Raw genomic sequence first — 24,827 nt, 5'->3', positions numbered from 1 at the left:
AGGTGACGGAGCGTCAATAGCCGTACGGCGAGGGCGCGTTCTGGGCCCGGTCCACGGGCAGGTGGGCGCCGGAGACACCCGTGGCCCAGTCGGAGAGCAGGAACACCACCGTGCGGGCGACCTCGTGCGGGGTGACGGGGGCGCCGGTCGGCAGCTCCGCCCCGGCGAAGGCCTCGTACGCCGTGGGGTCCTCGCGGCGCATACGGTCCCAGCGGCGGCCCGGGATCAGCATCGAGCCCGGCGAGACGGTGTTGACGCGGATGTGGTCCGGGCCCAGTTCGCGGGCCAGGGAGGCGGCCAGCTGGATCAGGGCGCTCTTCGCCACGCCGTACTGGGCGGGCGGTCCCGGTTTCCAGCCCGAGATCGAGCCGATCAGCACGACCGAGCCGCCGCCGGCCGTACGCAGATGCGGGAGGGCCGCGCGGACGAGGCGGGCGGTGTGTCCGACGTTCAGTTCCCAGGTGGCCGTCCAGTCGGCGCTGTCGGCCAGTTCGAACGCGCCGCCACGGGAGCCGCCGACACAGGCGACGACGCCGTCGAGACCGCCCGGGTGCGGCGGGACCCGGGCGGGACCGCCCTCGTACGGCGGGACCCCCTCGGAGGCGAAACGTTTCGCCGCAGCTGTGACGAAGTCCTCCAGGCGTCCGGGTTCGGTGACGTCGAGCGCGTCGGTGAAGAGCCTCTCCCGCTCCTCCCCGGTCAAGGAGGCGGCCAGCGCCCGCAGCCCCGCCCGCTCCCGCGCGCAGGTCGCCACCCGGGCACCCTCGGCGAGCAGCAGCCGTACGACACTCTCGCCCAGACCCCGGCTGCCGCCGGTGACCACCACTGCCCTGCCGCGCACGTTCACCATGGTCGGGAACCTACACAGCGGGCGCCACTACCCGCCCGCAACTGCACAACCCCTCCACCACCTGGTCTTTTGTGTGGCCGGTGCTGTTGTCTTCGACAACAGCACCCCCCAAGAATCCGGAGGAGAACCGATGACGGCAGTCAGTGTCGGCCCGCCCCGCCGACGGACCCCTGCCGCGGCAGCGCACGACCCCGGCTGGAGCGTCCATGACGCGCCGTCCGCCGCGGTGGACGGGGACCGGTCGCCGGGCGCGGACGGGTCGCCGGGCGCGGTGAGGCTGCCTTGATCGCGATCGAGCGGTCCCGCCTCTTCCGGATGGCGGTACCCGCACACCCCTCGTGCGCCGCCCGGGTGCGGCGCACGATGGCGGCGCACCTCACCCGGTGGGAACTCTCCGCGCTCCTCGACGACGCGGTCCTCGCCACCGACGAACTCTTCGCCAACGCGGTCCGGCACGCGAGCGCCGATCCGGACGACACCATCGGCGTCGTCGTCGAATGGTCCGGGCAGGCCCTGCGGGTGACGCTCGCCGACCCCTCGCCCGCGCCGCCCCGCCCCCGGGCGGTCAGCGCGTTCGCCGAGTCGGGCCGCGGACTGTCGATCGTCGCCGCGCTGGCCGACGACTGGGGCACCGATCCGCCGGAACCGGGTGACGCGGGCAAGAGAGTGTGGTTCTCGCTCGCCGTCCGGGAGCCGGTGTGAAGGGCGCCCCGGCCATGGAACCCACCTCGCGACCCGTCCCACCCCGCGCACCGGAGCCCGTCACCCCCTCGGCTCCGGAGCCGGCGTACGACGCCGCTCCGCCCCGGAGGCGGGGCCTCGCCGCCGAGTTGATCCGCAGGGCCGAGGACGAACGGCGGCTGGCCCACGAGGCCCGGTCCGCGCCCACCGCGCGGGCCCGCGCCCGGATCGCCGAGTGCCAGGCCGGCAACGGGGACGCCCTGCGCTCGATCGTCGCCCGCCATGGCTGGCCCACCGCCGCGTCGGTCGGCGAACCCGCCTCCACGGCGGCCCTGATGCTTCTGCTGCACGCCCCCGACCTCGGCTTCCAGCTCACCTGCCGCGACCTGATCGCCGAGGCGGTCGCCGACGGCCGCTGCCCCGCCGTGCACCACGCCTATATCGCCGACCACTGCGCGGTGGCCCTCGGCCAGCCCCAGTTCTACGGCACCCGCATCAACCCCGGCACCCTCTTCCCCTACCCCGTCCGCCACCCCGAGACAGTCGACGAACGCCGCCACGACGTGGGCCTCGGCCCCCTCACCGAACACCTCCGGGCGGTACGCAGCGGGTTGGGGCCGAGCGGCGGTCTGTGACCAACAGACCGTCGAGGCCGGGGTGTTGGTACGGACCGGAGCGCCCCGGCGCCTGGTGGGGTCAGCTCGCCGCCCAGCCCGCGTAGAACAGGCCGAGGCCGGCGATCACGCAGATGCCCTGGATGGTCCAGAAACGGACGACGACGAGGACTTCGGACCAGCCCTTGAGTTCGAAGTGGTGCTGCAGCGGGGCCATGCGGAAGACGCGCTTGCCGGTCAGTTTGAACGAGCCGACCTGGATGACGACCGACATGGTGATGAGGACGAACAGCCCGCCGAGGACGGCCAGCAGCAGTTCGGTGCGGGAGCAGATCGCGAGGCCGGCGAGGGCACCGCCGAGGGCGAGGGACCCCGTGTCGCCCATGAAGATCTTGGCGGGCGAGGTGTTCCACCACAGGAACCCGAAGCAGGCACCCATCAACGCGGCGGCGACCACGGCGAGATCGAGCGGATCGCGTACCTCTATGCAGGAGGCGGGGTCGGTCAGTTCCATGGCGTTGGCGCACGAGTTCTGGAACTGCCACAGCCCGATGAAGGTGTAGCCGCCGAACACCATGACCGACGCGCCGGTGGCGAGACCGTCCAGACCGTCGGTCAGGTTCACCCCGTTCGACATGGCCAGAATCATGAACAGGGCCCAGACGACGAACAGCACCGGCCCGATCGTCCAGCCGAAGTCCGTGACGAACGACAGCTTCAGCGAGGCCGGCGTCTGCCCCCGCTCGTCCGCGAACCGGATGGCGAGCAGCGCGAACACGATCCCGACGATCAGCTGCCCGGCCATCTTCGCCCCGGCCCGCAGCCCCAGCGAACGCCGCTTCACGATCTTGATGTAGTCGTCGAGGAACCCGACCACACCCATGCCCGCCATCAGGAACAGCACCAGGAACCCCGGGTACGTCGGGCTCTCCCCGGTGATGACCTTGGTCGCGCCGTAGGCGACGACGGTGGCCAGGATGAAGGCGATGCCGCCCATCGTGGGGGTACCGCGCTTGCCCGCGTGGCCGCGTGGCCCGTCGTCCCGGATGTACTGCCCGTAGCCCTTCCGGGCCAGCAGCTTGATCAGCAGCGGGGTGCCGATCAGCGTCAGGAACAGGCCGATGGCCCCGGCGTACAGGATCTGGTTCATCGGACGGCGGTCTCCCCCTCGGTCGCGCTCTGACACGCGACGGCCTCACCGGTTTCGCGGGTGCCACAGGTGTCACAGGTGTCGCTGGTTCTCACGGGCCCCACCCTATGCAGTCACATGATCTTCGTATTGCGGTGGGTAGTTGGCGAGCGCGGGGGCGGGCGGGGGCGATGGGTGGTCGGGGGCGGTGGGTGGTTCGGGACGGAACGGGGCGACACAATGGCCGTCATGGTCACCCGCCCCGATCCAGCCGAGCTGTATCCCGATGTCGCGGCTCACGGCAGCCTCGCCGCGGCCCTCCGCGGCGCCCTGGGAGAGGGCCTCTTCTCCGCGCCGGTGGAGTCCGCGGGCTCTCAGCCCGTGATGCACGCCGCTGTCGACAGCATCCTGCCGCACCGCAACGCGCTGAGCGTCAGTGCGTGGGTGGTCGAGCGACAGTGGTCGATCCGGGGCGAGGAGTCCTACCAGGGCATGGCCCTCATCAAGGGCGACACCGACGACCTGGCACAGATCGCCGCAGCCGCGCAGGCATGGCACGACGGCCTGGCGCTGGACGACATCCGCCGGGCGGCCCCGTTCGTGCAACCGACCGGCCGTTTCGAGGTGCCCGACGACGATCCCGCGCTGCTGACGGAGTCGGAGTGGTGGCATCTGCGTACCGAGGCTCGCACGGTGGAGTATCCCGGGGACGCCTACCGCGCGCTGATCGAGGCGGCGTACGCCGAACCCGCGCTGCGCGCCCTCTACCCCTTCACCAGCCACTGGGCGCTGCGCTTCTCGACCACCACCCGTCGCGATCTGACCGTCGTCGGTCCGATCGTGACGGCACTCGACATCGACCGGTTCACGCTGTCGGAGGACCTCACGGGCGAGTCCGTCCTCGCCCGCGCGACCACCGCGGCGGAGGCGGTGGCGATCGCCGTACGCCACCTGCCGTCGGACCTGGGCCCGGTCACGCTCGGGGTGAAAGCGGATCAGCTCGGGGACTGAGGCGAACTCGTCGAACTCGTCGAACTCCGCGAACTCCGCGAACTCCCGGGTGAGTCGGCCACCGGACCGGCCGCCGGACCGGCCATCGCACCGTCCTCCGGCCCGGCCATCGCACCGTCTTCCGGCCCGGCCTCCTGTCGTGGGCCGGCCCCGTCCCGTCGGGCCCTCCGTCCGGGGCGGCCCAGGACGACGCCGACCAGGACCAGGAGCAGCCCGCACAGTTGCCGGACCGTCAGGCTCTCCCCGGCGACGGCCGTGCCGAGGAGGACGCCGGTGACGGGGTTGAGAAGGCCGATCAGACCCACGGTGCCGGCGGGCAGATGGCGCAGCCCGGTGAACCAGGCCACGAAGGCGAGGGCGGTGGCGACGAGGGAGACGTAGGCGAAGGCGAGGAGGGCTCCCGGGGAGAGCGCGGGCGGCGGGCCCTCCACTGCGGCGGCGACCGGGAGCAGGAGCAGGCCCCCGGCGGTGAGCTGCCAGGCGGTGGAGGCGAGGACGTCGGTGCCGGCGTTCCAGCGTTTGGCGAGGATGTGGCCGAAGGACGAGACGAGCATGGCGGCGACCGAGGCGAGAACGCCGGGGAGGCCCGCGCCCGCCGTCCCGGCGAGCAGCATCAGACAGACCCCGCCGAGCCCGATCGCGGCGCCCGCCAGATGCGCGCGGCCGGGCCGTTCGGCGACCAGTGGCCAGGCGACCAGCATCATCGTCAGCGGGGCGGCGGCCATGACGGTCGAGGCGACGCTCGTCGGCAGCAGCTGGGAGGCGGCGTAGACGAGCACGAAGAACACGCTCACGTTGAGCAGCCCCAGCAGCGCGGCCCTCCCCCACCAGGCGCCACGCGGCAGCCGCCGGCACAGGGCCAGCAGGACGAGGCCGGCGGGGAGGGCCCGCAGGGCGGCGCCGTAGAGCGGGCTGTCCGCCGGGAGGTACTCGTGCGTGACGAAGTAGTTGGCGCCCCAGGCCACCGGCGCGACCGCGGTCAGCGCCACCCATCGCGCATTGGCTTCCATGGAAGCCAATATAACTTCCCGGGAAGCTATCATGGGGGCATGGAGGCGAAGGCGAACCAAGCACCGCAGGACCGCGTGGCCCGTATCCAGGCCGACTGGCGCCGTGAGCGGCCCGACCTCGACGTCGGCCCGCAGGGGGTGATCGGCCGGCTGCACCGCCTGGCGGACCGGCTCACCGAGGAGCTGTGTCTCGTCTACGGCCGTTACGGGCTGAGCGAGGGCGAGTTCGATGTGCTGGCCACCCTTCGCCGGGCCGGGGCGCCGTTCGAACGGGCGCCCGGGGAACTCGCCGCGCACACCATGGTGACCACCGGCGCGATGACGAAGCGGATCGACCGTCTGGAGCGGGCCGGGCTGGTCACCCGCCGCCGCGCCGAGGACGACCAGCGCGGCCGGATCGTCGCGCTCACCCGGCCGGGGCGCGAACTGATCGACGAGGCGTTCACCGAGCACATGCACAATGAGCGCCGCCTGCTGGATCTGCTGACGGAGGCCGAGGCCGGGTCACTCGAAACGGTGCTCACGTCATGGCTCTCCCGCGTGGACCGTCCGGGGCCCTCCAGCAGCGGGTGACGCGTCGCGGGCAGGCACAGACCGACCGTCCGGCACGGACCACATCGCCCCTCCCCCCACCCCTCCCCACCGGCCCACCGCCCGCGCACCCCTCCCGGGCTGAGACACTGCACGTCATGGCCTCCTTCACTCCCGCGCGCGCACTGATGATGCTGACCACCGGGCTGACCTGTCTGCTGATGGCGGGCGGCGCCCTGATCGGCGCGGTGATCGGCGGCGGTGTCGTCGCCCTGGGGGCGGCGCTGTGCGCCGGGCTCGTCGGCATGGTGGGCTCGCTCATCGTGCGGCGGCGGGCCATGGCGCACTTCACCATGGCCCAGCGGCAGGCCGGGCAGCGGGGCTACGCCGAGGGCATCGCGCACGGCGTGCTCATCCATGTCACCGCCTACGAGGCCGCCGTCTTCCCCCGCACCGGCCCGAACGGCGTCAGCGCCGAGGAGCGCGCGGCCCGCCGCACCATCGCCTACCGCATGGCCGCGCTGGACGAGGTACCCCAGCGAGTCCGCGTCGCCGCCGCCGACGCCCTCGCCCTCCTCGACAAAACCGACCGCGAGGGCGCCGAAGAGGCCCTGACCCGCCTCGCCACCACAGTCCGCCTGGAGTACACCCGCTTGTGAGCCCCGCGCTCCTGAAGCGGGTGGCGCGGGTTCGAATCGGCCTCGGGCTTCATGTCCGTTTGCGTGGACGGATCAGCGCCGTTGGGAACGGATCCGTGTCGGTGCCCTCCGCCCCGGCGCGTTCGGGCTCCGCTTCGGCTAGGTCTCCCGGTCGGTACAGCGAGAGCGGCCGGGTCTGGTGCGTCGCTCTGCCGGGAAACCGGCCATGGCGGTGCTTCTGCAGACAGACACCCGGCACACGCGGCCCCTGCCGCCCCGAGTCGCCCGTAGCTCTGAGGTTTCGACTTGTTTTCCAGCGCCGCGGAGGCATATTCGGCCGTACCGGTCGGGACGGCCGATTGAACGTGGTGGCAGTAGCGCTACCGCTCTGCATAGCGAAGGAACTGCCACCCCAGTACTGCCAGGGCAAGCGTCTGCGCGAGGGAGACGATCACGAGTAGTGGCTGGACTGCGGCAGAGCACCAGAATGCGGTCACGCAGATCATCGGCAAAGCCACGTACATGAACAGATCCACAGCGGTCTGTAGCCGCTTGCGCGTGGTGCGGCTCGCATCGTCGCGGTGGTAGATCTCCCAGCCGAACACTGCGCCGTGAGCGCCGCTGAGTTCGGCCAGCCGCGGTCCCAGTTGATCGCGGATGTAGCGACCGACCGCCGAGATCTTCTCGTCGTTGACCAGGTAGGTCCAGCCCAGGACCAGGCAGATCACAGGGATGGCGAGCAGCAGTTGAGCCTGACTGCTCTGGACGGTGAGCGCCAGGACCGCAGTGGACGCGGCGAGCGTGAAGTAGAGCAGGTTGTCGCGAAATCCTATCCGGGTTTTTTGCTCCTCCTTGATGCGGTCGTACTCGGCCAGCAGCAGTTTGCTCTCGGTGAGGTCTTCTGGGGCGGCCATGGCCATTCCTGGGCTGGGGTTCCGGCTGAGCTGATGAGTAGGCGGGTAGGGCTCCGGTCGCTGCCTGTCCCGAGGACCCGGAAGCGTCAGTCGGCAGCACGGAAGGGTGGCAGGTTATTTGGATTGTTTCGTTCGAGCCAACCCTTTCCGTCCGCCGCGATTCCTTCCAAGAGGCGGAAGGTATGGGTGAAACCAGCCGAAGCAAGGTTGATCTCGGAGATTTCCCGGGCGTTTTCGTCCGGTGCCAGTTGATGGGTGTCGGCGTCCTTGACACGAATGTGTCTGGCCGGCCCGTTGGAGAGAATGAGCTCCAGGTCGTAGCCGACATCGGCGCGTTCCGTGATCTGCACGGAGGAAAAAGCGTCGAACCTGTAGTTGCTTCGCTGCTCTTTCTCGCGTCTCGCATCGGTGAAATCAAATTCCGTACTGATTTCACGAACGCCATCCTGAGTGACCAGGAAAAGACGGAAGTTGTAGCGCGAGTAGCGCCAGGGGCCACCCTTCACCCGCCCTCGCTTGTAGGGGCGTGCGGGTGTCATCAGAATGGCGTGGGTGATCAGATCGCGCCAGGTGAGCTGGTGGTGGCGGAGTGCTTCGTCGACGAACAACGTCTTGTCGCGGGTGAGCCAGTTCTCCATTTCCGGCTCGCTGGGTCGCGTGGTGTCCAGAAACGACTTCCAGTTCTGGTACGCGACTTGCCGCGCGGTCAACTGCTCTTGATATTTCTGTGTTTCCTCGGCCATTCGGCGCTCTTCGCCTCGGGCCTCCAGCCACGAGAAAGCGGCCGCGCGTCCGGACCAGACCGCACCGACTAAGGCCAGGACAGCCAGCGCCAGCGACTCGCCGGACCCTGCGGCCACTGTCCCGAGCAGGCCTAGAGTGGTGACGCCGAGAGCTGTAAGGGCAATCACGCACAGCCCTTGTGCCACCGCAGCCGTCTGGTTCTGGTGGCGTTGGTCGAACAGAGTTCCTCTGTTGTAGCGGTCTCGGGCATCCTCAGCGAGATGACGGATCAGCCAGTTGACCCGATCCACACTGATTCGGCTCTCGCGGTAGAGGAGCGCGATCTCGGCGACGAGGCTGTTGCGGATGTGGACCGTATGTCCGAGCCATTCCTGCGGGGCGAATCCATGGGGCGCGCGGACACTGAAGTAATGGTCGAACGAATGACGAACACGGTTGGTGAACCCGTCCCCGGGAGAGGCGGGATCGCGTGTGTGCGGGATGTGGGGCTGAGCGTTCTTGGCCTTCAGTTGATGTTCCTGGTACCACCATCGGCTGCCGAAGAGAGCCGCAGCCAGGCCCGCGCCGAGTGCCACCAGCAACTCGATGACGGCCGCGGCCGGATTCGCGATCAGCGCCAGGATCCAGAGGCATGCGCTGCTGACGGCGAACAGTCCGGCTCGGACCGGGAGGGCTGCTCGGGCAGCAGCGGCGGTGCTCGGACGGGGCGGCATGGCGCGTGCCCCGATCGGATCGGGTTCGAAATAGGCCCAGACCCGTTTGACCCGTTCGTTGGCGAAGCGATCTGTCTCTGCCCGCTCGCGGTTCTCGGCCCACAGGCCGTCCTTCAGCCCTCCGGTGAGTACGAGGTCGAAGTGGCGGAGGATCGCGTCACGCCGACGAGGTGACAGGGCCCGCAGCCGCTCCAGTACGCGTCTTGTGTCGCCATCCGCGGTGCTGAGCATCGCCAGCAGTTCGAAAGCGATGCGCAGAGCGTCTTTCCACTCTCCGTCAGCGTAGTTCCGTACGAGCCCCGAAGCATGGTGCAGCCGATGGAGTTCTTCGGTGCTGAGGTCGTGGTAGGCGCGTCCACTGAGCATGGCGAGCACCCAGTGGAAACGGACCTCCGCGTTGTCGTATCCGTGGGCGATCGCGTCACTGATCATGTCGCGGGCACGGCTGGGGATGCCATCCTCCAGGAACCGCACACCGACGCTGCACTTCTCGTGAGGCGACGCATCAGGATGGACGAAGTAGATGCTGGAATCATGTACGGTCTCGGCCTGGATTCCGACGGTGGAGTAGCTGGCCGAATTGTGCGTGACACCGCTGCCGTCGATCATGACAAGTCACCCGCCGCGACAACCAGTGGTGCCAGCTTGGCCACCAGCTCGGGCAACTCCGCGATCAGACCGCGTAACCTCTTGAGTGCCATGCTCGCCCTCTTGGACGATTCGGGCGTATTCTCCCTTGCCGCCCGGCGGGCAAAGCTCAGTTCGGCCAGTGCCTCCCGGTAGGTGTCGTCGTCGGGGGCGCCCTCGGCGTGGTGAAGCTTCAGATGCTCCCGAAATCTGTCCAGTTCCGCGACCAAGTCCGCCGGACCGGTAATCTTCGGGTCCACGTTCAAATAGACGCTGCTCCCGGTGACCGAGCCGGCCATGATGCCAACGGTGCTGCTGTGCGCGGTATTGCTGACGTGCTCCTTGAGTCCGTCGGCCGTACGGGCCCTGTCTGCCTTGGACATCGCGATCTGCTCCTGTTCCCTCACCAGTTCCACGGCCAGCTGTGTGGCGAATGCCGCCGCGCTCGCTGCCGCCCGTGGCTGCCAATTACGGTCGTCCGCGCTGCCCTTCGTGCCGTCCGCTCGGTCGCTGATCCCCCGGATGATGGCCACTGGTGCCCCGTTGAGATGCCCGGCCTGCGCCACACCGGCGGCCTCCATCTCGATCGCGAGCGCGTCGTTGTAGTGCTGCCGGATCCACCGCGCCTCGGCCGAGATCGTCGAGTTCTGCACGACCTCGCCGGCGGCGATCGCACCAAAGTGCACTTGCGGCGCGCGTCCATGACCGGGTGTGTAGTCGGCCCAGTCGTTCACGCGAGCCAGATGCGAGGCGAGTTGGCTGATACCGTGCGCCGTCTCCCACACCCGAGGACGGGCCTTGAGGCCGTCGTCCTCGCTGGTCCCGCCGTGGTAGGCGTACACGTGCGTCGCCATCACCACGTCGCCCAGCCTGGCGGTGTCCCACAGGGCACCTGCGACGCCGACGAACAACACGGCCACGGGCGAAAACTCCTGAATCGCACGCTCAGCGATCACTGCTGCGGAATGATTCCCCTTGTTCGCCAGACCGAGCGCGACACGACATGAAGTGCCCTGCACGGTTCCCACCTCGAACCGCGTTCCACGCTCATGACGGTGAAGCTGTGGACCGGCCAATTTCCTGCGCACAGCCTCGTACTCGAGATTGAGGGCGGTGAGAATCACCACCAGGTCATTCGACATCTATTCCCCTTCCTCTCCCGTGTCCTCTTCCATCCCAGACGGCACAGGGCGGATCAGCGGTGGGGACAACACCGTCTTCGATCCGGCCCGGTACAACCGCGCGGGCCGTCCTCCCGTGGTCCTGCGTCCCGATCCGGCGGGGACGATGAATCCCTTTACAGCCTGGACTTTCCGATAGAAATTACGGGTGTCAAGTTCGGTGCCCCAAACCGCCTCGTACACCTTCTGCAACTCGGCTATGGTGAAGATCCCTCCGCAGAATGCCGTGGCCAGCGCCGAGAATTCGAGCTTGGTGCGAGCGCGTTCGATTCCGTCCGTCACAATCCGACGGTGATCGAAGGCCAGTTCCACCTCACCGGACAGAACGGCTTCCGCTGGAACCCACGCAGCATCCACGGCATCCGTTCCCGCCACCGGTTCAGGGAGTCCCGGTGCGATCGCCAAGTGGGCCACGGAAACGACTCGCCCCCGTGGATCACGGGCTGCATCCCCGTAGATGGCCAACTGCTCAAGATGCACCGACCCGGCACCCAGAGCGGTTTCCTCACTCAACTCACGGTGGGCGGCGTCCAGGATCTCCTCACCAGCGTGACTGAGAAATCCGCCAGGCAGAGCCTGCATGCCCTGAAAAGGATCTTCACCCCGCTCCACGAGCAGGACGCACAGGCGCCCCTCACGCAGCGTCAGGATCACGAGATCGACCGTCAGCAGTACGGGTGTAGGTGACCACACGTCAACTTGCATACTGCTTAAGCTACTTCAATTCCTGTCACTATGACAAGAAGGGGAGCGCAGAGGCCCGCTGATGCTGTAGGGCGCAGGCGCTCCGCGCGCTCGACTCGGCGTCCGCCCTGCGGCCCGGCGCGGGGCGACCGTGGCCTGCTGGTTCGGTGTCGCGTCGAAGCAGCTCGGGGACGAGTACTTGCGTTCCTGGAGAGGTGTTGAGGGCTGAACGGGTGTGGGTGGAGACGTTTACGGGACTGCGGATGACCCAGTTCGCGCGGCTACTGAAGGCGATGCGCGAGTGGGGCAGCAATAACACCCTGCAGGGTCGGCTGTTGAGTCTGCCGCTGGCCGAGCGGGTGCTTGTCGTTGCGGTGCACTACCGGAGACGAACCTGACCATGCGGCAACTGGACCCGATCACGCCAGCCACGGAGAGGATCAACTCTCTCAGCAAGATCGTCGAGAGTCTGATGTCAGTCGACCAGCAGTTCGTCGAGTCGTTGCACGGACGTCGGGGTCTCCATCTCTGTGGCCAGCGCCACCAGTCGAGCGTGGTACTCCCGGGTGAGGGGCAGAGCGTCCTCATAGATCCACGAGCACATCGTGTCGAACGCCAACGCCTCTTCACCATGCGAGCCCAGGTCGCGCTCATCCGCGATGACAGCCTCCGAGGTCAGCGGAGAGTCCCCCAGAAGCGCAGCCACACGCGCTCGATACGACAGGCTCACGAGCTGCCCCTCGGCTATAGCTACGAGCATCAAGGACACGCTCCCGCGACCACTACTTCCTGGGCACCGTGGCGCAGTGGCTGTACGAGAACGTGGCCGGGCTGCGCCCCGGGGACGCCGGCTACCGCACCTTCTCCGTACGCCCCGACGCCCGTACTGGAGTGAACTGGGCCCGTACGTCGATCCGTACGGTGCGCGGCGAGGCCGCCGTGTCCTGGTCGCGGCTGGGCCGGGAACTGCGGCTCTCGGTACGGGTGCCGGTGGGCTCGACGGCCGAGGTGCACGTACCGGGAAGGGCACGCGACCAGGTGACCGCGCCGAAGGGCGCGCAGTTCCTGCGCGGCGACCCGGCGTTCGCCGTCTTCCGTGTCGGGCACGGGGAATGGACTTTCACCGGCCCGGCATGACCGACCCGCCGACACCCCCGCGCGGTGCTCCCACGCGGGGGGGGCGCCCGAAGCCGAACGCGGCCTTGGTCTCAGTGGCCGCTGATCCCCCGAGGCGTGTACGGCCGCTCCAGTTCCTCTGTCTCCTTCTCCGTCAAGGTGACGTCGAGGGAGGCCACCGCGTCGGCGAGGTGGTGGGGCTTGGTGGCGCCGACGATGGGGGCGGTCACGGTGGGGCGGTTCAGCAGCCAGGCGAGGGCGATGCGGGCGCGGGGGACGTCGTGTTCCGCGGCGATGCGGGTGACGGTGTCGACGATCTCGCGGTCGCCCTCCTGGTAGAGGGTCCTGCCGAAGTTGTCGGTCTCGGTGCGTGCGGTGACGGTGTCCCAGTCGCGGGTGAGGCGGCCCCGGGCGAGCGGGCTCCAGGGCAGGGTGGCGACGCTCTGGTCCGCGCAGAGCGGGAGCATCTCGCGCTCCTCCTCGCGGTAGAGGAGGTTGTAGTGGTTCTGCATGGACACGAACCGCGTCCAGCCGTTCGACCGGGCCGCGTGCTGCATCTTGGCGAACTGCCAGGCGTACATCGAACTCGCCCCGAGATAGCGGGCCTTGCCCGCCTTCACCACGTCGTGCAGGGCCTCCATCGTCTCCTCGACCGGAGTGTGCGGGTCGAAGCGGTGGATCTGGTAGAGGTCGACGTAGTCGGTACCGAGGCGCCGCAGACTGTTGTCGATCTCGGTCATGATCGCCTTGCGGGAGAGGCCCGCGGCGTTCGGGCCCTGGTGCATGGCGCCGTTCACCTTGGTCGCGAGGACGATCTCCTCGCGGCGCGCGAACTCCGCGAGGGCGCGGCCGACGATCTCCTCGCTGGTGCCGTCGGAGTAGATGTTCGCCGTGTCGAAGAAGTTGATCCCGGCGTCCAGCGCCTGCCGGATGAGGGGGCGGGAGGCCTCCTCGTCCAGGGTCCACTCGTGCGTGCCTCGGTCGGGGAGGCCGAAACTCATGCATCCGACACAGATCCGGGACACGTCCAGACCCGTCGAGCCGAGCTTCACGTACTGCATCGTTGCGACTCCTGTCTGCGGGGTGTGCGGCTGACCAAGCTTAGGGAGGAGCGGGCGTACCCGTCGGTCGGGCGAGGGCGGAGGTGCCGGTCGGGCGAGGGCGGAGGTGCCGGTCGGTCAGATCCGGTACCGCCGCAGGGCCGGGGTCACCGTCGCCAGGAGCAGTACGGCGACGATGACGAGCAGTCCGCCGCCGACGACGGCCGTACGGGCGCCCAAGGCCGCCCCGGCGGTGCCGTGCAGGACGTCGGCGAGGCGGGGACCGCCGGCCACGACCACGGTGAAGACGCCCTGCATCCGGCCGCGCATCTCGTCGGTGGCGGCGGACAGCAGGATGGCCCCGCGGAAGACCATGGAGACCATGTCGGCGACCCCGGCGGCGGCGAGGAACAGCACGGCGAACCAGAGACTGCTGCTCAGCCCGAAGCCCGTGATCGCCGCGCCCCAGGCCAGTACGGCCGCGATGACCATGAGGCCGTGCCGGTTCGAGCGGGAGAAGGTGCCCGACATGAGGCCGCCGACGACCGCGCCGATGGGGATCGCGGCGAACAGCAGGCCGAGGGCGAGGCCTTCGCCGTAGGGCGCGTACGTGGTGGCGGCGAGCTGAGGGAAGAGGGCGCGGGGCATGCCCAGGACCATCGCGATGATGTCGGCGAGGAAGGACAGCAGGAGCACCTTGTGCAGGGCGATGTAGCGGAAGCCGGCGAGGACCTCGCGCCAGCCCGCCCGCCGGGGCGTCGCCGTGTCCAGGGGTGGCAGGGAGGGGAGCTTGTAGACCGCCCAGAGGGTGATGCAGAGGGCGAGGGCGTCGATCAGATACAGCTCGGCCAGGCCGATCACCGGGATGAGGGCGCCGGCGAGCAACGGGCCGGCCACCAGGCCGAGTTGCATCACGGTCGAGCCGAGGGCCGCGGCGGCGGCCAGTTCACCGGCGGGGACCAGTCGGGCGATGGAGGCGTTGCGGGCGGGTGAGTTGAGGCCGAAGAAGGCCTGCTGGAGGGCGAGCAGGGCCATCAGCGCCCAGACGGATTCGAGCCCGGTGACGGCCTGCACCCAGAAGAGCACCGAGGTGACGGCGATACCGGTGTTGGTGACGAGCAGCAGGGTGCGGCGGTCCACGCTGTCGGCGACCGCGCCGCCCCACAGCGCGAACACCACCAGGGGCAGCAGTCCGGCGAGGCTGGCGTAGCCGACCCAGGCGGAGGAGCCCGTGATGTCGTAGATCTGCTTGGGCACGGCGACGGCCGTGAGCTGGCTGCCGACGGCCGTGACGATGGTCGAGGACCACAGGCGCCGGTAGGCGGGGCGGCGCAGCGGGCGGGTGTCCATCGCCCAGCGGCGCCAGCCCCGACGGGGCGGTGGCGGCGCCCCGTCCCCCGGTGCCGTGTCGTCGTCCTCCGGTGCGGTGTCGTCGCCGGCGCTGCTCTTGGTGGTGTCCACGGGCATCCTGATGCTCGATACATCTTTCGATACGGGCACCACTATCGCGGAGATCACCACCGCCGGGACAGGCGATTACGCGGCCGTCTCACATGCTGTCGCCGTCCGCACCCATCACGCCGGCTCACGCTCCGGCGATCAGCATCCCGCCGAGCACGAGCATCGTCACCGCGACCAGGCCGTCGACGACGCGCCAGGCCGAGGGGCGGGCCAGGTGGCGGCTGAGCAGCCGGGCGCCGAAGCCGAGGGCGGCGAACCAGCACAGGCTGGCGAGGCCGGCGCCCAGGCCGAAGGTCCAGCGCAGGGAGCCGTGGTCGGAGGCGAGGGAGCCCAGCAGGAACACGGTGTCCAGGTAGACGTGCGGGTTGAGCCAGGTCAGCGCGAGGCAGGTGAGGACGGCCCGGCGCCGGGTGCCCGCCGACCCGTTCTCGGTGCGCAGCGCGTCGTCGCCGGGCCGCAGGACGCGCCGGGCGGCCAGGGCGCCGTAGACCAGGAGGAAGCCGCCGCCGACCAGGGCGACGGCCTTCAGTGCGCCGGGCCAGGCGACGACCACCGCGCCGACGCCGGCGATGCCGAGGGCGATCAGCAGTGCGTCGGAGAGGGCGCAGATCGCGACGACCGGGAGGACGGCGTCGCGATGCAGGCCTTGGCGCAGGACGAAGGCGTTCTGGGCGCCGATGGCGACGATCAGGGACAGGCCGGTGCCGAATCCGGCCGCGAGGGCGGTCATTTCGCTGAACACAGCCACGACGCTAGGAAACCCTGGGCCATGCGTACAGCTAAAGATTCTTACGTATCATTAGCGCTTGTGATGTCTCAGCTTCCGCTCGATCTGGTGCGCACCCTGCTCGCGGTGGTGGACGAAGGTACGTTCGACGCGGCGGCCGGTGCCCTGCATGTGACGCCGTCGGCGGTCAGCCAGCGGGTCAAGGCGCTGGAGCAGCGGGTCGGCCGGGTGCTGCTGATCCGGGAGAAGCCGGTACGGCCGACCGAGTCCGGTGAGGTGATCGTGCGGTTCGCGCGGCAGCTGGCCCGCCTCGAACACGACGCGCACGCCGCGCTCGGTATGACCGGCGGCGGGGAGACCGCGACCACGCGCGTGTCGATCGCGGTGAACGCGGACTCGCTGGCCACCTGGTTCCTGCCCGCCCTGATCCGGGTGCCGGAGGGGCTGCGGCCCTGCTACGAGCTGCTCCGCGAGGACGAGCAGCACACCGCCCGACTGCTGCGCGAGGGGCTGGTGATGGCGGCGGTCACCTCGGCTCCGGACGCCGTGGCGGGCTGCTCGGTGCGGCCGCTCGGCCGGATGCGGTACGTGCCCTGTGCGGCGCCCGCGTTCGCGGAGCGGTGGCTCGGCGCCGGGTCGGGGGTGCCGCTGAAGGACGTGATCGTGGACGCGCCGGTGGTGTTCTTCGACCGGCGCGACGAGTTCCAGGACGCCTTCGTACGGCGGCTGACGCGGGGCCGCCCGGCCGGTGCGCGACGGCACTATGTGCCGACCTCGGAGGGTTTCGTGGACGCCGTGGTCACCGGGATGGGCTGGGGCATGGTGCCCGCCGTGCAGGCCGAGCCGCTGCTCGACGCGGGCCGCCTCGTCAATCTGGCACCGGAACGGACCATGGACGCCCCGCTGTTCTGGCAGCAGTGGAAGCTCGACTCCCCCGCGCTGACAGCCGTGGCGGAGGCGGTCGCGGCGGAGGCCGCCGAGGCGCTGGAGAGCGTCTGACGACCACCGGGACGGGAGAGCGTCTGACGGCGACGGCAACGGCCGCGGTCGCGCCGGTCAGCGCTGGAACGGCCCCTCCAGCGCCGCCCATTGGAGCAGCATGATGGTCTTGGCGTCGGCGATCTCGCCGGTGCGGATCATCTCCAGGGCCCGGCGGAAGGGCAGTTCGACGAGTTCGATGTCCTCGCCCTCCTCGTCGAGGCCGCCGCCCTCGTGCGTGCGGGTCGAGGGGCCGTACGGGGCGGCGTAGAAGCTGACGCGTTCGGTGACCGAGCCGGGGCTCATGTAGATGTCGAAGACGTGCTGGATCTCGCCGATGGTGTGGCCGGTCTCCTCGACGACCTCGCGCCGCACGGCGACCTCGGGATGCTCGTCCTCCTCGTCCAGCAGCCCGCCCGGTGTCTCGACCAGCATCCCGTCGGGGTGGCCGTTGACATACACCGGGTAGCGGAACTGCCGGGTGAGCAGCACGGTTTCGCGGTCGGTGTCGTAGAGGAGGACGGTGGCGCCGTTGCCCCGGTCGTGCGTCTCGCGCTCCTGGGTGCTCCAGGTGCCGTCGGCGTGCTGGAAGTCGAAGGTCGTGGTGCGCTCCACGTACCAGTGGCTGGAGAGCAGTTGGACGTCCCGCACCTTGACGCGCGGGTTGCCGGTGAGGTCCCGGCCGGTGCGGTCGAGCCCGGTACGGCCCCGGCGGTCCGGGGTGTCGACGCCGACGGTCTTGTTGGTCATGTGTCCGCTTCTACCATTCCGGTCGAGACGTTGTCAGGCCGCTCAATTCGCTTGATGCGCGCGTCGCTTGGCGGAACCGGGCACTCCGGGACAGCATGCCCGTATGAAGAGCGATCTTTTCTCCAACGAGAACATGGTCCAGCCCGCCTACGCGCCGGGCATGACCGTCCAAAACGCCAAGTCGATCAAGTACGCCGTCAACGGTGAGATGCTCGCCCGGCAGGGCGCGATGATCGCCTTCCGGGGGAACCTCCAGTTCGAACGCAAGGGCCAGGGCGTGGGCGGCATGCTCAAGCGCGCGGTCACCGGGGAGGGGCTGCCGCTGATGGCGGTGCGCGGTCAGGGCGAGGCCTGGTTCGCGCACGAGGCGCAGAACTGTTTCATCGTCGACATCGAGCCGGGTGACGTCTTCACCGTCAACGGTCGCAACGTGCTCTGTTTCGACGCCTCGCTGGCGTACGAGATCAAGACCGTGAAGGGTGCCGGCATGACCGGCGGCGGCCTGTTCAACAGCGTGTTCACGGGGCAGGGCAAGCTGGGCCTCGTCTGTGACGGCAACCCGCTGGTCATCCCGGTCTCGCCGCAGCTGCCGGTGTTCGTCGACACGGACGCGGTCGTGGGCTGGACCGCCCACCTCAACACCTCGCTGCACCGCTCGCAGTCCTTCGGCTCGATGATCCGCGGCGGCTCCGGCGAGGCCGTGCAGCTGAAGCTGGAGGGCGAGGGCTTCGTGGTCGTACGGCCGAGCGAGGTGACCCCGCAGGCGCAGCAGCACTGAGCCGGAGGGCGAAGAGGGGGCCCGCGTCCAGCAGCGATGCGGCCCACCCCGACCAGCGAACGAACAGATTTTCGAATCTCGGAGTACGCTGCGGGTATGGCCACGCACTTCCAGGGCTCCCTCTTCGACCAGTCCGACGACCTCCGCCTCGGCCCCCTCGACGGGCTGCGCCGGCGTGAGCTGGGCGCCGGGGCCTGGGTCGATGTGCTGCCCGGATGGCTCGGCGGGGCCGACGCTCTGTTCTCACGGCTCGCCCGGGAGGTGCCCTGGAAGGCGGAGCGACGGCAGATGTACGAGCAGGTCGTGGACGTACCCCGGCTGCTCGCCTACTACGGCGCCGAGGACACCCTCCCGGACCCCGTCCTGGACGAGGCCCGCGCGGCGCTCTCCGCGCACTACGGCGCCGAGCTGGGCGAGCCGTTCGCCACGGCCGGGCTCTGCTACTACCGCGACGGCCGGGACAGCGTGGCCTGGCACGGCGACCGGATCGGGCGGGGCGCCCGGGAGGACACGATGGTGGCCATCCTGTCCGTGGGCGACCCCCGCGATCTGGCCCTGCGCCCGCACGGCGGCGGCCCGACCCTGCGGTTCCCGCAGGGGCACGGCGATCTGATCGTGATGGGCGGCTCCTGCCAGCGCACCTGGGACCACGCGATCCCCAAGTCCACGCGGGCGGTGGGGCCGCGCATCAGCATCCAGTTCCGGCCGCACGGAGTGCGTTAGGGGCGTCCACCCGGCAGAGGGCGTGCGCCCGGCGTCCGCTACTTGCGGCCGGCGAGCGCGCGGGACTGCGAGGTGCGGGCCAGCTTCGGGCCCAGCCAGCGCTTGAGGCGGCGCAGCGCCTCCAGGCGGCCGGCGGCCCGGTCGAGGCGGTAGTAGAGCTGCGGCGGCACATACGGCAGCAGCGGGGAGTGCCGCTGGCCGAGGAGCGCGAACATCTGCTCCGGCGGCAGATCGATGTACCGCTGGATGTTCTCGTACCACTGGGCGCTGTGCCGGGCCGCGCTCTGCAGCCGCAGCAGCTCGGACTTGCGCCGGCGCTCGTACGCGGCGAGCGCCGCCTCCGTCTCCGGATGCGCGCCGAGGGCGTCGGCCAGGCAGATGGCGTCCTCCAGGGCGAGGGTGGTGCCGGCGCCGATGGAGTAGTGCGTGGTGTGGGCGGCGTCGCCGAGCAGGACCAGGTTGCCGTGCCGCCAGGTGCGGTTGGTCAGGGTACGGAAGCTGAGCCACTGGGCGGTGCCGTCGTCCTGGGCGCGGCCCAGCAGCGGATGGCCGTCCAGGATGTCGGCGAACAGCTTCTCCAGCAGGGCCAGGCCGTCCGCCTCGCCCATGCGGTCCAGCCCGAGGCCGCTCAGCGTGCGCGGGGAGCACTCGATGACGCAGGTGCTCTGCTCGTCGCTGAACGGGTAGGCGTAGGCCCAGATCCAGCCGTGGTCGGTCTCCTGGAAGGAGAAGGTGAAGGCGTCGTGGACCTTCGTGGTGCCGAGCCAGATGTAGGTGTTGCGGCCGAGGGTGATGTCGCTGCCGAAGCGGTCGGCGTGCCGCTCACGCACCGCGCTGTTGACGCCGTCGCCCGCGACGACTAGATCGGCGTCCGGCAGATCGTCGGCCTTGACCTCGTCCTCGTACGCGACACGGACCCCGAGGGCCCGCGCCCGTTCGGCGAGCAGCTCGAGCAGGCGACGGCGGCCGATGCCGAAGCCGTCGTCGCCGGGCTGGACGGTCGTCCGGTCGCGGACGTGGGCCACGCCGCTGTTCCAGCTGACGGAGTTCTCGCTGATGGCGAGGGCCGTCTCGGGGTCCTTCTCGCGGAGCTTGTCCAGCAGTTCGGACCAGTAGGTGACGCCCCAGCCGTAGGTCGATCCGGCCGGGTTCCGCTCATGGACGGTGATGTCGTGGGACGGGTCCTGCCGCTTCATCAGGATCGAGAAGTAGAGGCTTGCGGGTCCGCCGCCGACGCACGCGATCTTCACGCGAACTCCCATTTCGCTGCGTAAAGCGATCAATTGACCACGAAGAGTAGCAGCGTACGCGCGCTCCGGATTCACGTCACTTCGCCCGCGTGACCCCGGCCACGCGATCCGGCACGATGCCGCAAGATCATCGGTGCGACCGCCCCCACCGGGCGGAATATCCCCCTCCACCCGCACCCGCGAGGCCTCCACAGCAAGATCATCTTTGTTCAACCTTGCACGACATATGAGGGATTGTCCGGATCGGAGCCAACCGACTTCCTGGGATTTCTCCCGTTCCCCACCGGATCGATAGGCATGACGGGACATCAACCCCCGCTCTCCCAGGAGGCTTTCGCATGCCCGACCTCACCCGCCGCCACGTCCTCGGCGGCGCCGCCGCGCTCGCCGCGACCGCCGGCGCCCCGCTCACCGCCGCGGTCGCGGACGACCACGGCGGTCACCAGGACGACCCGCAGGCCTTCGACGAGGTCTACCGGGGCCGCCGGATACAGGGCCACGCCACCGAGGGCGGCGGTCACCACCACGGCGCCGGGTACGCCGTGTTCGTGGACGGGGCCGAGCTGCATGTGATGCGGAACGCCGACGGCAGCTGGATCAGCGTCGTCAGCCACTACGCCCCCGTACCGACCCCGCGCGCCGCCGCCCGCGCCGCCGTCGACGAACTCCAGGGCGCCCGTCTCGTCCCCTTCAACTGACCCGCGTCACCCGCACCACCTGAACCGCCCGAACCACCGCAAGGAGCCGCAGACCCATGACCGTACGCAAGAACCAGGCGACCCTGACCGCCGCCGAGAAGCGGCGCTTCGTCGACGCGCTGATCGCGCTGAAGCGCTCCGGCCGCTACGACGAGTTCGTCACGACGCACAACGCCTTCATCCTGGGCGACACCGACAACGGCGAACGGACGGGCCACCGTTCACCGTCCTTCCTGCCCTGGCACCGCAGATTCCTGCTGGAGTTCGAACGGGCCCTGCAGTCCGTGGACTCCACCGTCGCGCTCCCCTACTGGGACTGGACGGCCGACCGCACCGCCCGCTCGTCCCTGTGGGCGCCCGACTTCCTGGGCGGCACCGGCCGCAGCCGCGACGGGCGGGTGATGGACGGGCCGTTCGCCGCGTCCACCGGGAACTGGCCGATCACCGTACGCATCGACGGCCGCACGTATCTGCGGCGCTCCCTCGGCGGAGCGGTACGGCAGTTGCCGACCCGGGCCGAGGTGGACTCGGTGCTCGCGATGTCCACGTACGACATGGCGCCCTGGAACAGCGCCTCGGACGGTTTCCGTAACCATCTGGAGGGGTGGCGCGGTGTGAACCTGCACAACAGGGTGCATGTCTGGGTGGGCGGCCAGATGGGCACCGGGGTCTCCCCCAACGACCCGGTCTTCTGGCTGCACCACGCGTTCGTCGACCGGCTGTGGGCCGACTGGCAGCGGCTGCACCCGGACTCGGCGTACGTACCGGGCGCCGGGACGCCGAACGTGGTCGACCTGAACGAGACCATGAAACCGTGGAACGACTCGTCACCGGCCGCGCTCCTGGACCACACCGCGCACTACACGTTCGACGCGGTCTGACCGGCGCTCACGGCGTCCCGGCGGCCGCCGTACGGCACTCCGGGTGGCCCCAGCCCTGGTCGTTCTTGGCGATCTGCTCACCGGCGGCGTAGGGACGGCCGCACAGGCAGCGGCCGGGGAACTTCGCCTTGATGGTGCGGGCTGAGCCCGACGACGAGGACGAGGACGAGCCGTTCCGGGTGCCGGACCTGCCGGACTTCCCGGCCTTCGCGGATTTCGCGGACTTCTTCGCCGCGCTCCAACGGGATGGGACAGGGTCGGGGGCGGCCGGGGGTTCCGGGGAGCCCAGCTCGGTGCCGGCGGGTTCCTGGACGACCGCCGCCTGGCTGGCCGCGCGGTCGGCGAAGTCGTTCAGGCGGTCGCCGTCGACCTGGTGGGCGGGGACGTAGCGGAACTCCACGGCGCGGCCGGTGAGCAACTCGTCGATACGAACGACGAGTTCCTGGTTGGCGACCGGCTTGCCGGCGGCCGTGCGCCAGCCGTTGCGCTTCCAGCCGGGCAGCCAGGTGGTGACCGCCTTCATCGCGTACTGGGAGTCCATCCGGATCTCGATCGGGACGGCCGGGTCGGTGGCGGCCAACAGCCGCTCCAGCGCGGTGAGTTCGGCGATGTTGTTGGTGGCCCTGCCCAGAGGGCCGGCCTCCCAGCGCGAGGGGATCTCGTCGTTCTCGGCGACCACCCAGGCCCAGCCCGCTGGTCCGGGGTTTCCCTTGGAGGCTCCGTCGCAGGCGGCCACAACACGTTCCGGCATGCGCTCGATCATGCCATGCGCGGGGGCGTGGGACCGTCCACGGGTCCCACGCCCCCGCGCACGCCACCCTCCCCGTCCGCTCGGTCCCCGTACGCTCGGTCCCCGTCCGCTCAGCTCACGTCCGTCAGCGTCGGCATCTCGCCCTGGGCGTTGCTGACGTCGATGACCGAGAACGACGCGCCCTGCGGATCGCTGAGCGCGGCGAAGCGGCCGAAGGGGGTGTCCATCGGGCCGAAGCGCAGGACGCCGCCCAGCTTGGTGGCCTTGGCGACCGCGTCGTCGCAGTCGGGGACGGTGAAGTACACGTTGATGAACGAGGGCACCTCGGGCGGGAAGTCCTCCGCGGTCATCTCCATCCGGCCGAGGAGCGGCTCCTCCCCCAGGTCGTAGACCCGGAAGTTCATGTGCGGGTTGTCCGGGTCCTCCATCTGCTTGACCTGGAACGGGAAGACGGCCGGGAAGAACGCGTCCGACTTCTCGGGCTCACGGGTGAAGACCTCGGCCCAGATGTAGGCGCCGGGCACGCCCATGGTCTCGAAGCCCTCGTGGACGCCGGCCTGCCAGACGCCGAAGACGACACCGTCCGGGGAGCGGGCCAGCAGCATGGAGCCGAACTCGCCGACCCGCATCGGCTCCATCAGCACCTCGCCGCCCTTCTCCCGGACCCTGGCGGCGGTGGCGTTCACGTCGGGTGAGGCGAGGTACAGGCACCAGGCGGACTGGCCCTCCTGGCCGGGCATCGGCGGGACGACCGCGGCCACCGCCTTGCCGTCCGCGTACGCCTGGGTGTAGTTGCCGTACTCGGTGGACGACTCGCCGAACGTCCAGCCCAGTACGTCGCCGTAGAAACTCTTCGCCGCCTCGACGTCGCTGAACATCGCGTCGGCCCAACAGGGCGTTCCCTCGGGACGTGCGGCCATGGCTGCCACTCTCCTCGGTGTTCGACGGGTGGTTTCCCCGGCTCTCACGCTAGCCAGGACCGGCCTGGGACGCGCGCCGAACGGGACGGACCACGTGAAACCGGCACGGGATCCGTGGGACGGGACCACGGCTGTGCGTCGTCTGATAATTTCAGCGGCGCTCGCACTCCCGTTCGCCTCGACTAGTGAGGTGTCACCATGTCCGGCAGGCCGTTCAGTCCCGCGGTGCTGCCGTGCGCCCGGGGCCGGTCGTGGCGTCTGCTGCTCGTGGTGTCGCTGACCCTCTCCACGTTCTTGTTGTTCTGCGCCGGTTCACCGCCCGGTGAGGCTCCGGCGCCGCGCCCGCATTCGGTGTCGGCGGATCTGCCGGTGGAGCGGCCGGACGGCGCGCGGGCGGGTCAGGTGGAGCGCGACCCCTGTGACCACAGCCCCGGCGGGCACGACTGCCACGCCGCCGACCCGGCCGCCGTGCTGGGCCAGCTGTCGCTGCCCGGTGCCGACCACGCCGCCGGGCCCTGGCAGCCCGCGACGGAACCGGCCCCGGTCGTGTCCGGCCGCTCCCGGGAACCGGGGCGGGCCCGTCCTCCCGATCTCCACGAACTGCAGTTGCTCCGCGTCTAGACCGGCCCGGCCCGTACGGCAGAACACCCGTACGACGGGCCCACCGACGACTCGCGTTTCAGGACCGCCGTGCCCGTGCGGACACGGCAGGGAGCAGAAGGACGATCCCCATGGCTTCATCCAAGTCGAAGGCCAAGAACAACGGGCCCAAGGGCAAGAACACCAGCCCCAAGGCCCGGGAGGCGGCGCGGCGGGCCCGCGTCGAGGAGATACGCAAGGCCGAGCAGTCCCGGGAGCGGCGTATGCGGCTGCTCACGCTCGGGGTCACCGGTGTGATCCTGGCCGGGCTGGTGGGCGGTGGCTGGTACCTGATCGACGCCGCGCAGGAGAAGGAGGAGGCGAAGGCGGCACCGGTCGACGGGGTGAAGAGCTGGTCGAAGCTCACCCAGAACCATGTCACCGAGCCCGTCACTTACAAGATGAGCCCGCCCGTCGGCGGCGACCACAACCAGGTGTGGGTCAACTGCGACAAGCAGGTGTACACCAAGGTCGTGCCGAACGAGAACGCGGTGCACGCGCTGGAGCACGGCGCGGTCTGGATCACGTACAACGACAAGGCGGCGAAGGCCGACGTCACGTCGCTGACCGACCTCGTGAAGAAGACGACGTACACCTTCATGAGCCCCTACGAGGACCAGTCCTCGCCCATCGTGCTGAGCGCCTGGGAGCACCAGTTGAAGGTGGACAAGGCGTCCGACCCGCGGGTGCAAAAGTTCCTCGACAAGTATGTGCAGGGCGAGCAGACGCCGGAGCCGGGGGCCGCGTGCTCCGGCGGCATGACGCCGTGACCTGAGCGGGCGGAGGCG

General features: G+C 69.8%; 29 protein-coding genes and 1 pseudogene. 15 read left to right on the top strand and 15 right to left on the bottom strand.

Annotated features, from left to right (window positions below; genetic code table 11):
- Nucleotides 1-13: 13 nt before the first annotated feature.
- A complete protein-coding gene (locus tag ACZ7MG_RS04385; RefSeq protein WP_471392435.1) occupies nucleotides 14-850 on the bottom strand; it encodes an SDR family NAD(P)-dependent oxidoreductase in 837 nt (278 codons plus the stop codon).
- Nucleotides 851-980: 130 nt separating this feature from the next.
- Between ACZ7MG_RS04385 and ACZ7MG_RS04380 the strand changes: the two genes are divergently transcribed.
- Genes ACZ7MG_RS04380 through ACZ7MG_RS04370 form a run of 3 tightly spaced genes read left to right on the top strand, consistent with a single transcriptional unit; the run spans nucleotide 981 to nucleotide 2,166 of the window.
- Entirely contained in the window at nucleotides 981-1,136 is a 156-nt protein-coding gene (locus ACZ7MG_RS04380; RefSeq protein WP_471392432.1) for a hypothetical protein, read from the top strand.
- On the top strand, nucleotides 1,133-1,552 hold the full coding sequence (locus tag ACZ7MG_RS04375) for an ATP-binding protein (RefSeq protein ID WP_471392429.1): 420 nt from the start codon (nucleotides 1,133-1,135) through the stop codon (nucleotides 1,550-1,552). Before ACZ7MG_RS04380 ends, ACZ7MG_RS04375 begins: the two co-directional genes overlap by 4 nt.
- 14 nt (nucleotides 1,553-1,566) lie before the next feature.
- The gene (locus tag ACZ7MG_RS04370; protein WP_471392426.1) at nucleotides 1,567-2,166 is read left to right on the top strand and encodes a DUF6624 domain-containing protein; all 600 of its coding nucleotides are present in this window, start codon (nucleotides 1,567-1,569) and stop codon (nucleotides 2,164-2,166) included.
- A 61-nt stretch (nucleotides 2,167-2,227) separates the two neighbouring features.
- Here ACZ7MG_RS04370 and mraY read toward each other — a convergent pair whose 3' ends face one another.
- Nucleotides 2,228-3,295 (bottom strand): phospho-N-acetylmuramoyl-pentapeptide-transferase, encoded by a 1,068-nt coding sequence (gene mraY, locus ACZ7MG_RS04365; protein WP_471392424.1) that lies wholly within the window; start codon nucleotides 3,293-3,295, stop codon nucleotides 2,228-2,230.
- 228 nt (nucleotides 3,296-3,523) lie between these two features.
- On the opposite strand from mraY, the gene ACZ7MG_RS04360 reads away from it, so the two are divergent.
- The gene (locus ACZ7MG_RS04360; protein WP_471392422.1) at nucleotides 3,524-4,285 is read left to right on the top strand and encodes a DUF6193 family natural product biosynthesis protein; all 762 of its coding nucleotides are present in this window, start codon (nucleotides 3,524-3,526) and stop codon (nucleotides 4,283-4,285) included.
- Here the strand turns inward: ACZ7MG_RS04360 and ACZ7MG_RS04355 are convergent.
- The gene (locus ACZ7MG_RS04355; protein ID WP_471392420.1) at nucleotides 4,270-5,295 is read right to left on the bottom strand and encodes an EamA family transporter; all 1,026 of its coding nucleotides are present in this window, start codon (nucleotides 5,293-5,295) and stop codon (nucleotides 4,270-4,272) included. The two genes, ACZ7MG_RS04360 and ACZ7MG_RS04355, sit on opposite strands and share 16 nt — an antisense overlap.
- 39 nt (nucleotides 5,296-5,334) lie before the next feature.
- On the opposite strand from ACZ7MG_RS04355, the gene ACZ7MG_RS04350 reads away from it, so the two are divergent.
- Nucleotides 5,335-5,868 (top strand): MarR family winged helix-turn-helix transcriptional regulator, encoded by a 534-nt coding sequence (locus tag ACZ7MG_RS04350; protein ID WP_471392418.1) that lies wholly within the window; start codon nucleotides 5,335-5,337, stop codon nucleotides 5,866-5,868.
- Between the two features lie 116 nt (nucleotides 5,869-5,984).
- Complete coding sequence (locus ACZ7MG_RS04345; RefSeq protein WP_471392416.1) at nucleotides 5,985-6,485, top strand: cyclodeaminase/cyclohydrolase family protein; 501 nt, start codon at nucleotides 5,985-5,987, stop codon at nucleotides 6,483-6,485.
- Between the two features lie 359 nt (nucleotides 6,486-6,844).
- Here the strand turns inward: ACZ7MG_RS04345 and ACZ7MG_RS04340 are convergent, their stop codons facing one another.
- From ACZ7MG_RS04340 to ACZ7MG_RS04325, 4 genes are all read right to left on the bottom strand, one after another.
- The gene (locus ACZ7MG_RS04340) at nucleotides 6,845-7,378 is read right to left on the bottom strand and encodes a hypothetical protein (protein ID WP_471392413.1); all 534 of its coding nucleotides are present in this window, start codon (nucleotides 7,376-7,378) and stop codon (nucleotides 6,845-6,847) included.
- An 86-nt stretch (nucleotides 7,379-7,464) separates the two neighbouring features.
- Complete coding sequence (locus tag ACZ7MG_RS04335; RefSeq protein WP_471392410.1) at nucleotides 7,465-9,444, bottom strand: hypothetical protein; 1,980 nt, start codon at nucleotides 9,442-9,444, stop codon at nucleotides 7,465-7,467.
- Nucleotides 9,441-10,604, bottom strand: coding sequence for a 5'-methylthioadenosine/S-adenosylhomocysteine nucleosidase family protein (locus ACZ7MG_RS04330; RefSeq protein WP_471392407.1), 1,164 nt, complete (start codon nucleotides 10,602-10,604; stop codon nucleotides 9,441-9,443). Before ACZ7MG_RS04330 ends, ACZ7MG_RS04335 begins: the two co-directional genes overlap by 4 nt.
- Nucleotides 10,605-11,348, bottom strand: a complete 744-nt coding sequence (locus tag ACZ7MG_RS04325; RefSeq protein ID WP_471392405.1) for an NUDIX hydrolase — start codon at nucleotides 11,346-11,348, stop codon at nucleotides 10,605-10,607.
- 242 nt (nucleotides 11,349-11,590) lie between these two features.
- On the opposite strand from ACZ7MG_RS04325, the pseudogene ACZ7MG_RS04320 reads away from it, so the two are divergent.
- Nucleotides 11,591-11,760, top strand: a pseudogene (locus tag ACZ7MG_RS04320) (IS5/IS1182 family transposase); the annotation flags it as partial.
- A gap of 42 nt (nucleotides 11,761-11,802) precedes the next feature.
- On the opposite strand, the gene ACZ7MG_RS04315 reads toward ACZ7MG_RS04320, so the two are convergent.
- Nucleotides 11,803-12,033: a MafI family immunity protein gene (locus ACZ7MG_RS04315; RefSeq protein WP_471392402.1), complete on the bottom strand. Its 231-nt coding sequence runs from the start codon at nucleotides 12,031-12,033 to the stop codon at nucleotides 11,803-11,805.
- A 92-nt stretch (nucleotides 12,034-12,125) separates the two neighbouring features.
- On the opposite strand from ACZ7MG_RS04315, the gene ACZ7MG_RS04310 reads away from it, so the two are divergent.
- Nucleotides 12,126-12,464, top strand: a complete 339-nt coding sequence (locus tag ACZ7MG_RS04310; protein WP_471392399.1) for an alpha-L-rhamnosidase C-terminal domain-containing protein — start codon at nucleotides 12,126-12,128, stop codon at nucleotides 12,462-12,464.
- 71 nt (nucleotides 12,465-12,535) lie between these two features.
- Here ACZ7MG_RS04310 and ACZ7MG_RS04305 read toward each other — a convergent pair whose 3' ends face one another.
- The 3 genes from ACZ7MG_RS04305 to ACZ7MG_RS04295 form a co-directional block, all read right to left on the bottom strand.
- Nucleotides 12,536-13,504, bottom strand: a complete 969-nt coding sequence (locus ACZ7MG_RS04305; protein WP_471392396.1) for an aldo/keto reductase — start codon at nucleotides 13,502-13,504, stop codon at nucleotides 12,536-12,538.
- Between the two features lie 117 nt (nucleotides 13,505-13,621).
- Nucleotides 13,622-14,950: an MFS transporter gene (locus ACZ7MG_RS04300; protein WP_471392393.1), complete on the bottom strand. Its 1,329-nt coding sequence runs from the start codon at nucleotides 14,948-14,950 to the stop codon at nucleotides 13,622-13,624.
- A 118-nt stretch (nucleotides 14,951-15,068) separates the two neighbouring features.
- Nucleotides 15,069-15,674, bottom strand: a complete 606-nt coding sequence (locus tag ACZ7MG_RS04295; protein ID WP_471392798.1) for a LysE/ArgO family amino acid transporter — start codon at nucleotides 15,672-15,674, stop codon at nucleotides 15,069-15,071.
- Between the two features lie 78 nt (nucleotides 15,675-15,752).
- Between ACZ7MG_RS04295 and ACZ7MG_RS04290 the strand changes: the two genes are divergently transcribed.
- Nucleotides 15,753-16,670 carry a LysR family transcriptional regulator ArgP gene (locus ACZ7MG_RS04290; protein WP_471392390.1) on the top strand — a complete coding sequence of 306 codons (918 nt, stop codon included), beginning with the start codon at nucleotides 15,753-15,755 and terminating at the stop codon, nucleotides 16,668-16,670.
- A 57-nt stretch (nucleotides 16,671-16,727) separates the two neighbouring features.
- On the opposite strand, the gene ACZ7MG_RS04285 is transcribed toward ACZ7MG_RS04290, so the two are convergent.
- Entirely contained in the window at nucleotides 16,728-17,399 is a 672-nt protein-coding gene (locus tag ACZ7MG_RS04285) for an NUDIX domain-containing protein (protein ID WP_471392387.1), read from the bottom strand.
- Between the two features lie 103 nt (nucleotides 17,400-17,502).
- Between ACZ7MG_RS04285 and ACZ7MG_RS04280 the strand changes: the two genes are divergently transcribed.
- Both ACZ7MG_RS04280 and ACZ7MG_RS04275 read left to right on the top strand, forming a co-directional pair.
- The gene (locus tag ACZ7MG_RS04280; RefSeq protein ID WP_471392384.1) at nucleotides 17,503-18,177 is read left to right on the top strand and encodes an AIM24 family protein; all 675 of its coding nucleotides are present in this window, start codon (nucleotides 17,503-17,505) and stop codon (nucleotides 18,175-18,177) included.
- 96 nt (nucleotides 18,178-18,273) lie between these two features.
- Nucleotides 18,274-18,900 carry an alpha-ketoglutarate-dependent dioxygenase AlkB gene (locus ACZ7MG_RS04275; protein WP_471392382.1) on the top strand — a complete coding sequence of 209 codons (627 nt, stop codon included), beginning with the start codon at nucleotides 18,274-18,276 and terminating at the stop codon, nucleotides 18,898-18,900.
- A gap of 38 nt (nucleotides 18,901-18,938) precedes the next feature.
- Here ACZ7MG_RS04275 and ACZ7MG_RS04270 read toward each other — a convergent pair whose 3' ends face one another.
- Nucleotides 18,939-20,150 (bottom strand): FAD-dependent monooxygenase, encoded by a 1,212-nt coding sequence (locus tag ACZ7MG_RS04270; protein ID WP_471392380.1) that lies wholly within the window; start codon nucleotides 20,148-20,150, stop codon nucleotides 18,939-18,941.
- 338 nt (nucleotides 20,151-20,488) lie between these two features.
- On the opposite strand from ACZ7MG_RS04270, the gene melC1 reads away from it, so the two are divergent.
- Both melC1 and melC2 read left to right on the top strand, forming a co-directional pair.
- On the top strand, nucleotides 20,489-20,848 hold the full coding sequence (melC1, locus tag ACZ7MG_RS04265) for an apotyrosinase chaperone MelC1 (protein WP_471392378.1): 360 nt from the start codon (nucleotides 20,489-20,491) through the stop codon (nucleotides 20,846-20,848).
- Nucleotides 20,849-20,904: 56 nt separating this feature from the next.
- On the top strand, nucleotides 20,905-21,729 hold the full coding sequence (gene melC2, locus ACZ7MG_RS04260; RefSeq protein WP_471392375.1) for a tyrosinase MelC2: 825 nt from the start codon (nucleotides 20,905-20,907) through the stop codon (nucleotides 21,727-21,729).
- Between the two features lie 7 nt (nucleotides 21,730-21,736).
- Here melC2 and ACZ7MG_RS04255 read toward each other — a convergent pair whose 3' ends face one another.
- Both ACZ7MG_RS04255 and ACZ7MG_RS04250 read right to left on the bottom strand, forming a co-directional pair.
- Complete coding sequence (locus ACZ7MG_RS04255) at nucleotides 21,737-22,492, bottom strand: ribonuclease H family protein (protein WP_471392372.1); 756 nt, start codon at nucleotides 22,490-22,492, stop codon at nucleotides 21,737-21,739.
- A gap of 98 nt (nucleotides 22,493-22,590) precedes the next feature.
- Nucleotides 22,591-23,400, bottom strand: a complete 810-nt coding sequence (locus ACZ7MG_RS04250; protein ID WP_471392369.1) for a VOC family protein — start codon at nucleotides 23,398-23,400, stop codon at nucleotides 22,591-22,593.
- 198 nt (nucleotides 23,401-23,598) lie between these two features.
- Here ACZ7MG_RS04250 and ACZ7MG_RS04245 point away from each other — a divergent pair, with 198 nt between their 5' ends.
- Together ACZ7MG_RS04245 and ACZ7MG_RS04240 are read left to right on the top strand one after the other, a co-directional pair.
- Entirely contained in the window at nucleotides 23,599-24,021 is a 423-nt protein-coding gene (locus ACZ7MG_RS04245; RefSeq protein WP_471392367.1) for a DUF6153 family protein, read from the top strand.
- Nucleotides 24,022-24,131: 110 nt separating this feature from the next.
- Nucleotides 24,132-24,809: a DUF3105 domain-containing protein gene (locus tag ACZ7MG_RS04240; protein ID WP_471392365.1), complete on the top strand. Its 678-nt coding sequence runs from the start codon at nucleotides 24,132-24,134 to the stop codon at nucleotides 24,807-24,809.
- Nucleotides 24,810-24,827 lie beyond the last annotated feature (18 nt).

This window comes from Streptomyces sp. NPDC107538, from assembly GCF_055657445.1.
Note: the sequence above shows the minus strand (reverse complement) of the source record. Positions and strands in the feature narration are given on the sequence as shown.

What these genes read in the sequence shown, in the direction of transcription:
- ACZ7MG_RS04385 (WP_471392435.1), bottom strand. Translation starts at nt 850, where the DNA reads ATGGTGAACGTGCGCGGCAGGGCAGTGGTGGTCACCGGCGGCAGCCGG.
- ACZ7MG_RS04380 (WP_471392432.1), top strand. Translation starts at nt 981, where the DNA reads ATGACGGCAGTCAGTGTCGGCCCGCCCCGCCGACGGACCCCTGCCGCG.
- ACZ7MG_RS04370 (WP_471392426.1), top strand. Translation starts at nt 1,567, where the DNA reads ATGGAACCCACCTCGCGACCCGTCCCACCCCGCGCACCGGAGCCCGTC.
- mraY (WP_471392424.1), bottom strand. Translation starts at nt 3,295, where the DNA reads ATGAACCAGATCCTGTACGCCGGGGCCATCGGCCTGTTCCTGACGCTG.
- ACZ7MG_RS04360 (WP_471392422.1), top strand. Translation starts at nt 3,524, where the DNA reads ATGGTCACCCGCCCCGATCCAGCCGAGCTGTATCCCGATGTCGCGGCT.
- ACZ7MG_RS04355 (WP_471392420.1), bottom strand. Translation starts at nt 5,295, where the DNA reads ATGGAAGCCAATGCGCGATGGGTGGCGCTGACCGCGGTCGCGCCGGTG.
- ACZ7MG_RS04350 (WP_471392418.1), top strand. Translation starts at nt 5,335, where the DNA reads ATGGAGGCGAAGGCGAACCAAGCACCGCAGGACCGCGTGGCCCGTATC.
- ACZ7MG_RS04345 (WP_471392416.1), top strand. Translation starts at nt 5,985, where the DNA reads ATGGCCTCCTTCACTCCCGCGCGCGCACTGATGATGCTGACCACCGGG.
- ACZ7MG_RS04340 (WP_471392413.1), bottom strand. Translation starts at nt 7,378, where the DNA reads ATGGCCGCCCCAGAAGACCTCACCGAGAGCAAACTGCTGCTGGCCGAG.
- ACZ7MG_RS04335 (WP_471392410.1), bottom strand. Translation starts at nt 9,444, where the DNA reads ATGATCGACGGCAGCGGTGTCACGCACAATTCGGCCAGCTACTCCACC.
- ACZ7MG_RS04330 (WP_471392407.1), bottom strand. Translation starts at nt 10,604, where the DNA reads ATGTCGAATGACCTGGTGGTGATTCTCACCGCCCTCAATCTCGAGTAC.
- ACZ7MG_RS04325 (WP_471392405.1), bottom strand. Translation starts at nt 11,348, where the DNA reads ATGCAAGTTGACGTGTGGTCACCTACACCCGTACTGCTGACGGTCGAT.
- ACZ7MG_RS04305 (WP_471392396.1), bottom strand. Translation starts at nt 13,504, where the DNA reads ATGCAGTACGTGAAGCTCGGCTCGACGGGTCTGGACGTGTCCCGGATC.
- ACZ7MG_RS04300 (WP_471392393.1), bottom strand. Translation starts at nt 14,950, where the DNA reads ATGCCCGTGGACACCACCAAGAGCAGCGCCGGCGACGACACCGCACCG.
- ACZ7MG_RS04295 (WP_471392798.1), bottom strand. Translation starts at nt 15,674, where the DNA reads ATGACCGCCCTCGCGGCCGGATTCGGCACCGGCCTGTCCCTGATCGTC.
- ACZ7MG_RS04285 (WP_471392387.1), bottom strand. Translation starts at nt 17,399, where the DNA reads ATGACCAACAAGACCGTCGGCGTCGACACCCCGGACCGCCGGGGCCGT.
- ACZ7MG_RS04280 (WP_471392384.1), top strand. Translation starts at nt 17,503, where the DNA reads ATGAAGAGCGATCTTTTCTCCAACGAGAACATGGTCCAGCCCGCCTAC.
- ACZ7MG_RS04275 (WP_471392382.1), top strand. Translation starts at nt 18,274, where the DNA reads ATGGCCACGCACTTCCAGGGCTCCCTCTTCGACCAGTCCGACGACCTC.
- melC1 (WP_471392378.1), top strand. Translation starts at nt 20,489, where the DNA reads ATGCCCGACCTCACCCGCCGCCACGTCCTCGGCGGCGCCGCCGCGCTC.
- melC2 (WP_471392375.1), top strand. Translation starts at nt 20,905, where the DNA reads ATGACCGTACGCAAGAACCAGGCGACCCTGACCGCCGCCGAGAAGCGG.
- ACZ7MG_RS04255 (WP_471392372.1), bottom strand. Translation starts at nt 22,492, where the DNA reads ATGATCGAGCGCATGCCGGAACGTGTTGTGGCCGCCTGCGACGGAGCC.
- ACZ7MG_RS04250 (WP_471392369.1), bottom strand. Translation starts at nt 23,400, where the DNA reads ATGGCCGCACGTCCCGAGGGAACGCCCTGTTGGGCCGACGCGATGTTC.
- ACZ7MG_RS04245 (WP_471392367.1), top strand. Translation starts at nt 23,599, where the DNA reads ATGTCCGGCAGGCCGTTCAGTCCCGCGGTGCTGCCGTGCGCCCGGGGC.
- ACZ7MG_RS04240 (WP_471392365.1), top strand. Translation starts at nt 24,132, where the DNA reads ATGGCTTCATCCAAGTCGAAGGCCAAGAACAACGGGCCCAAGGGCAAG.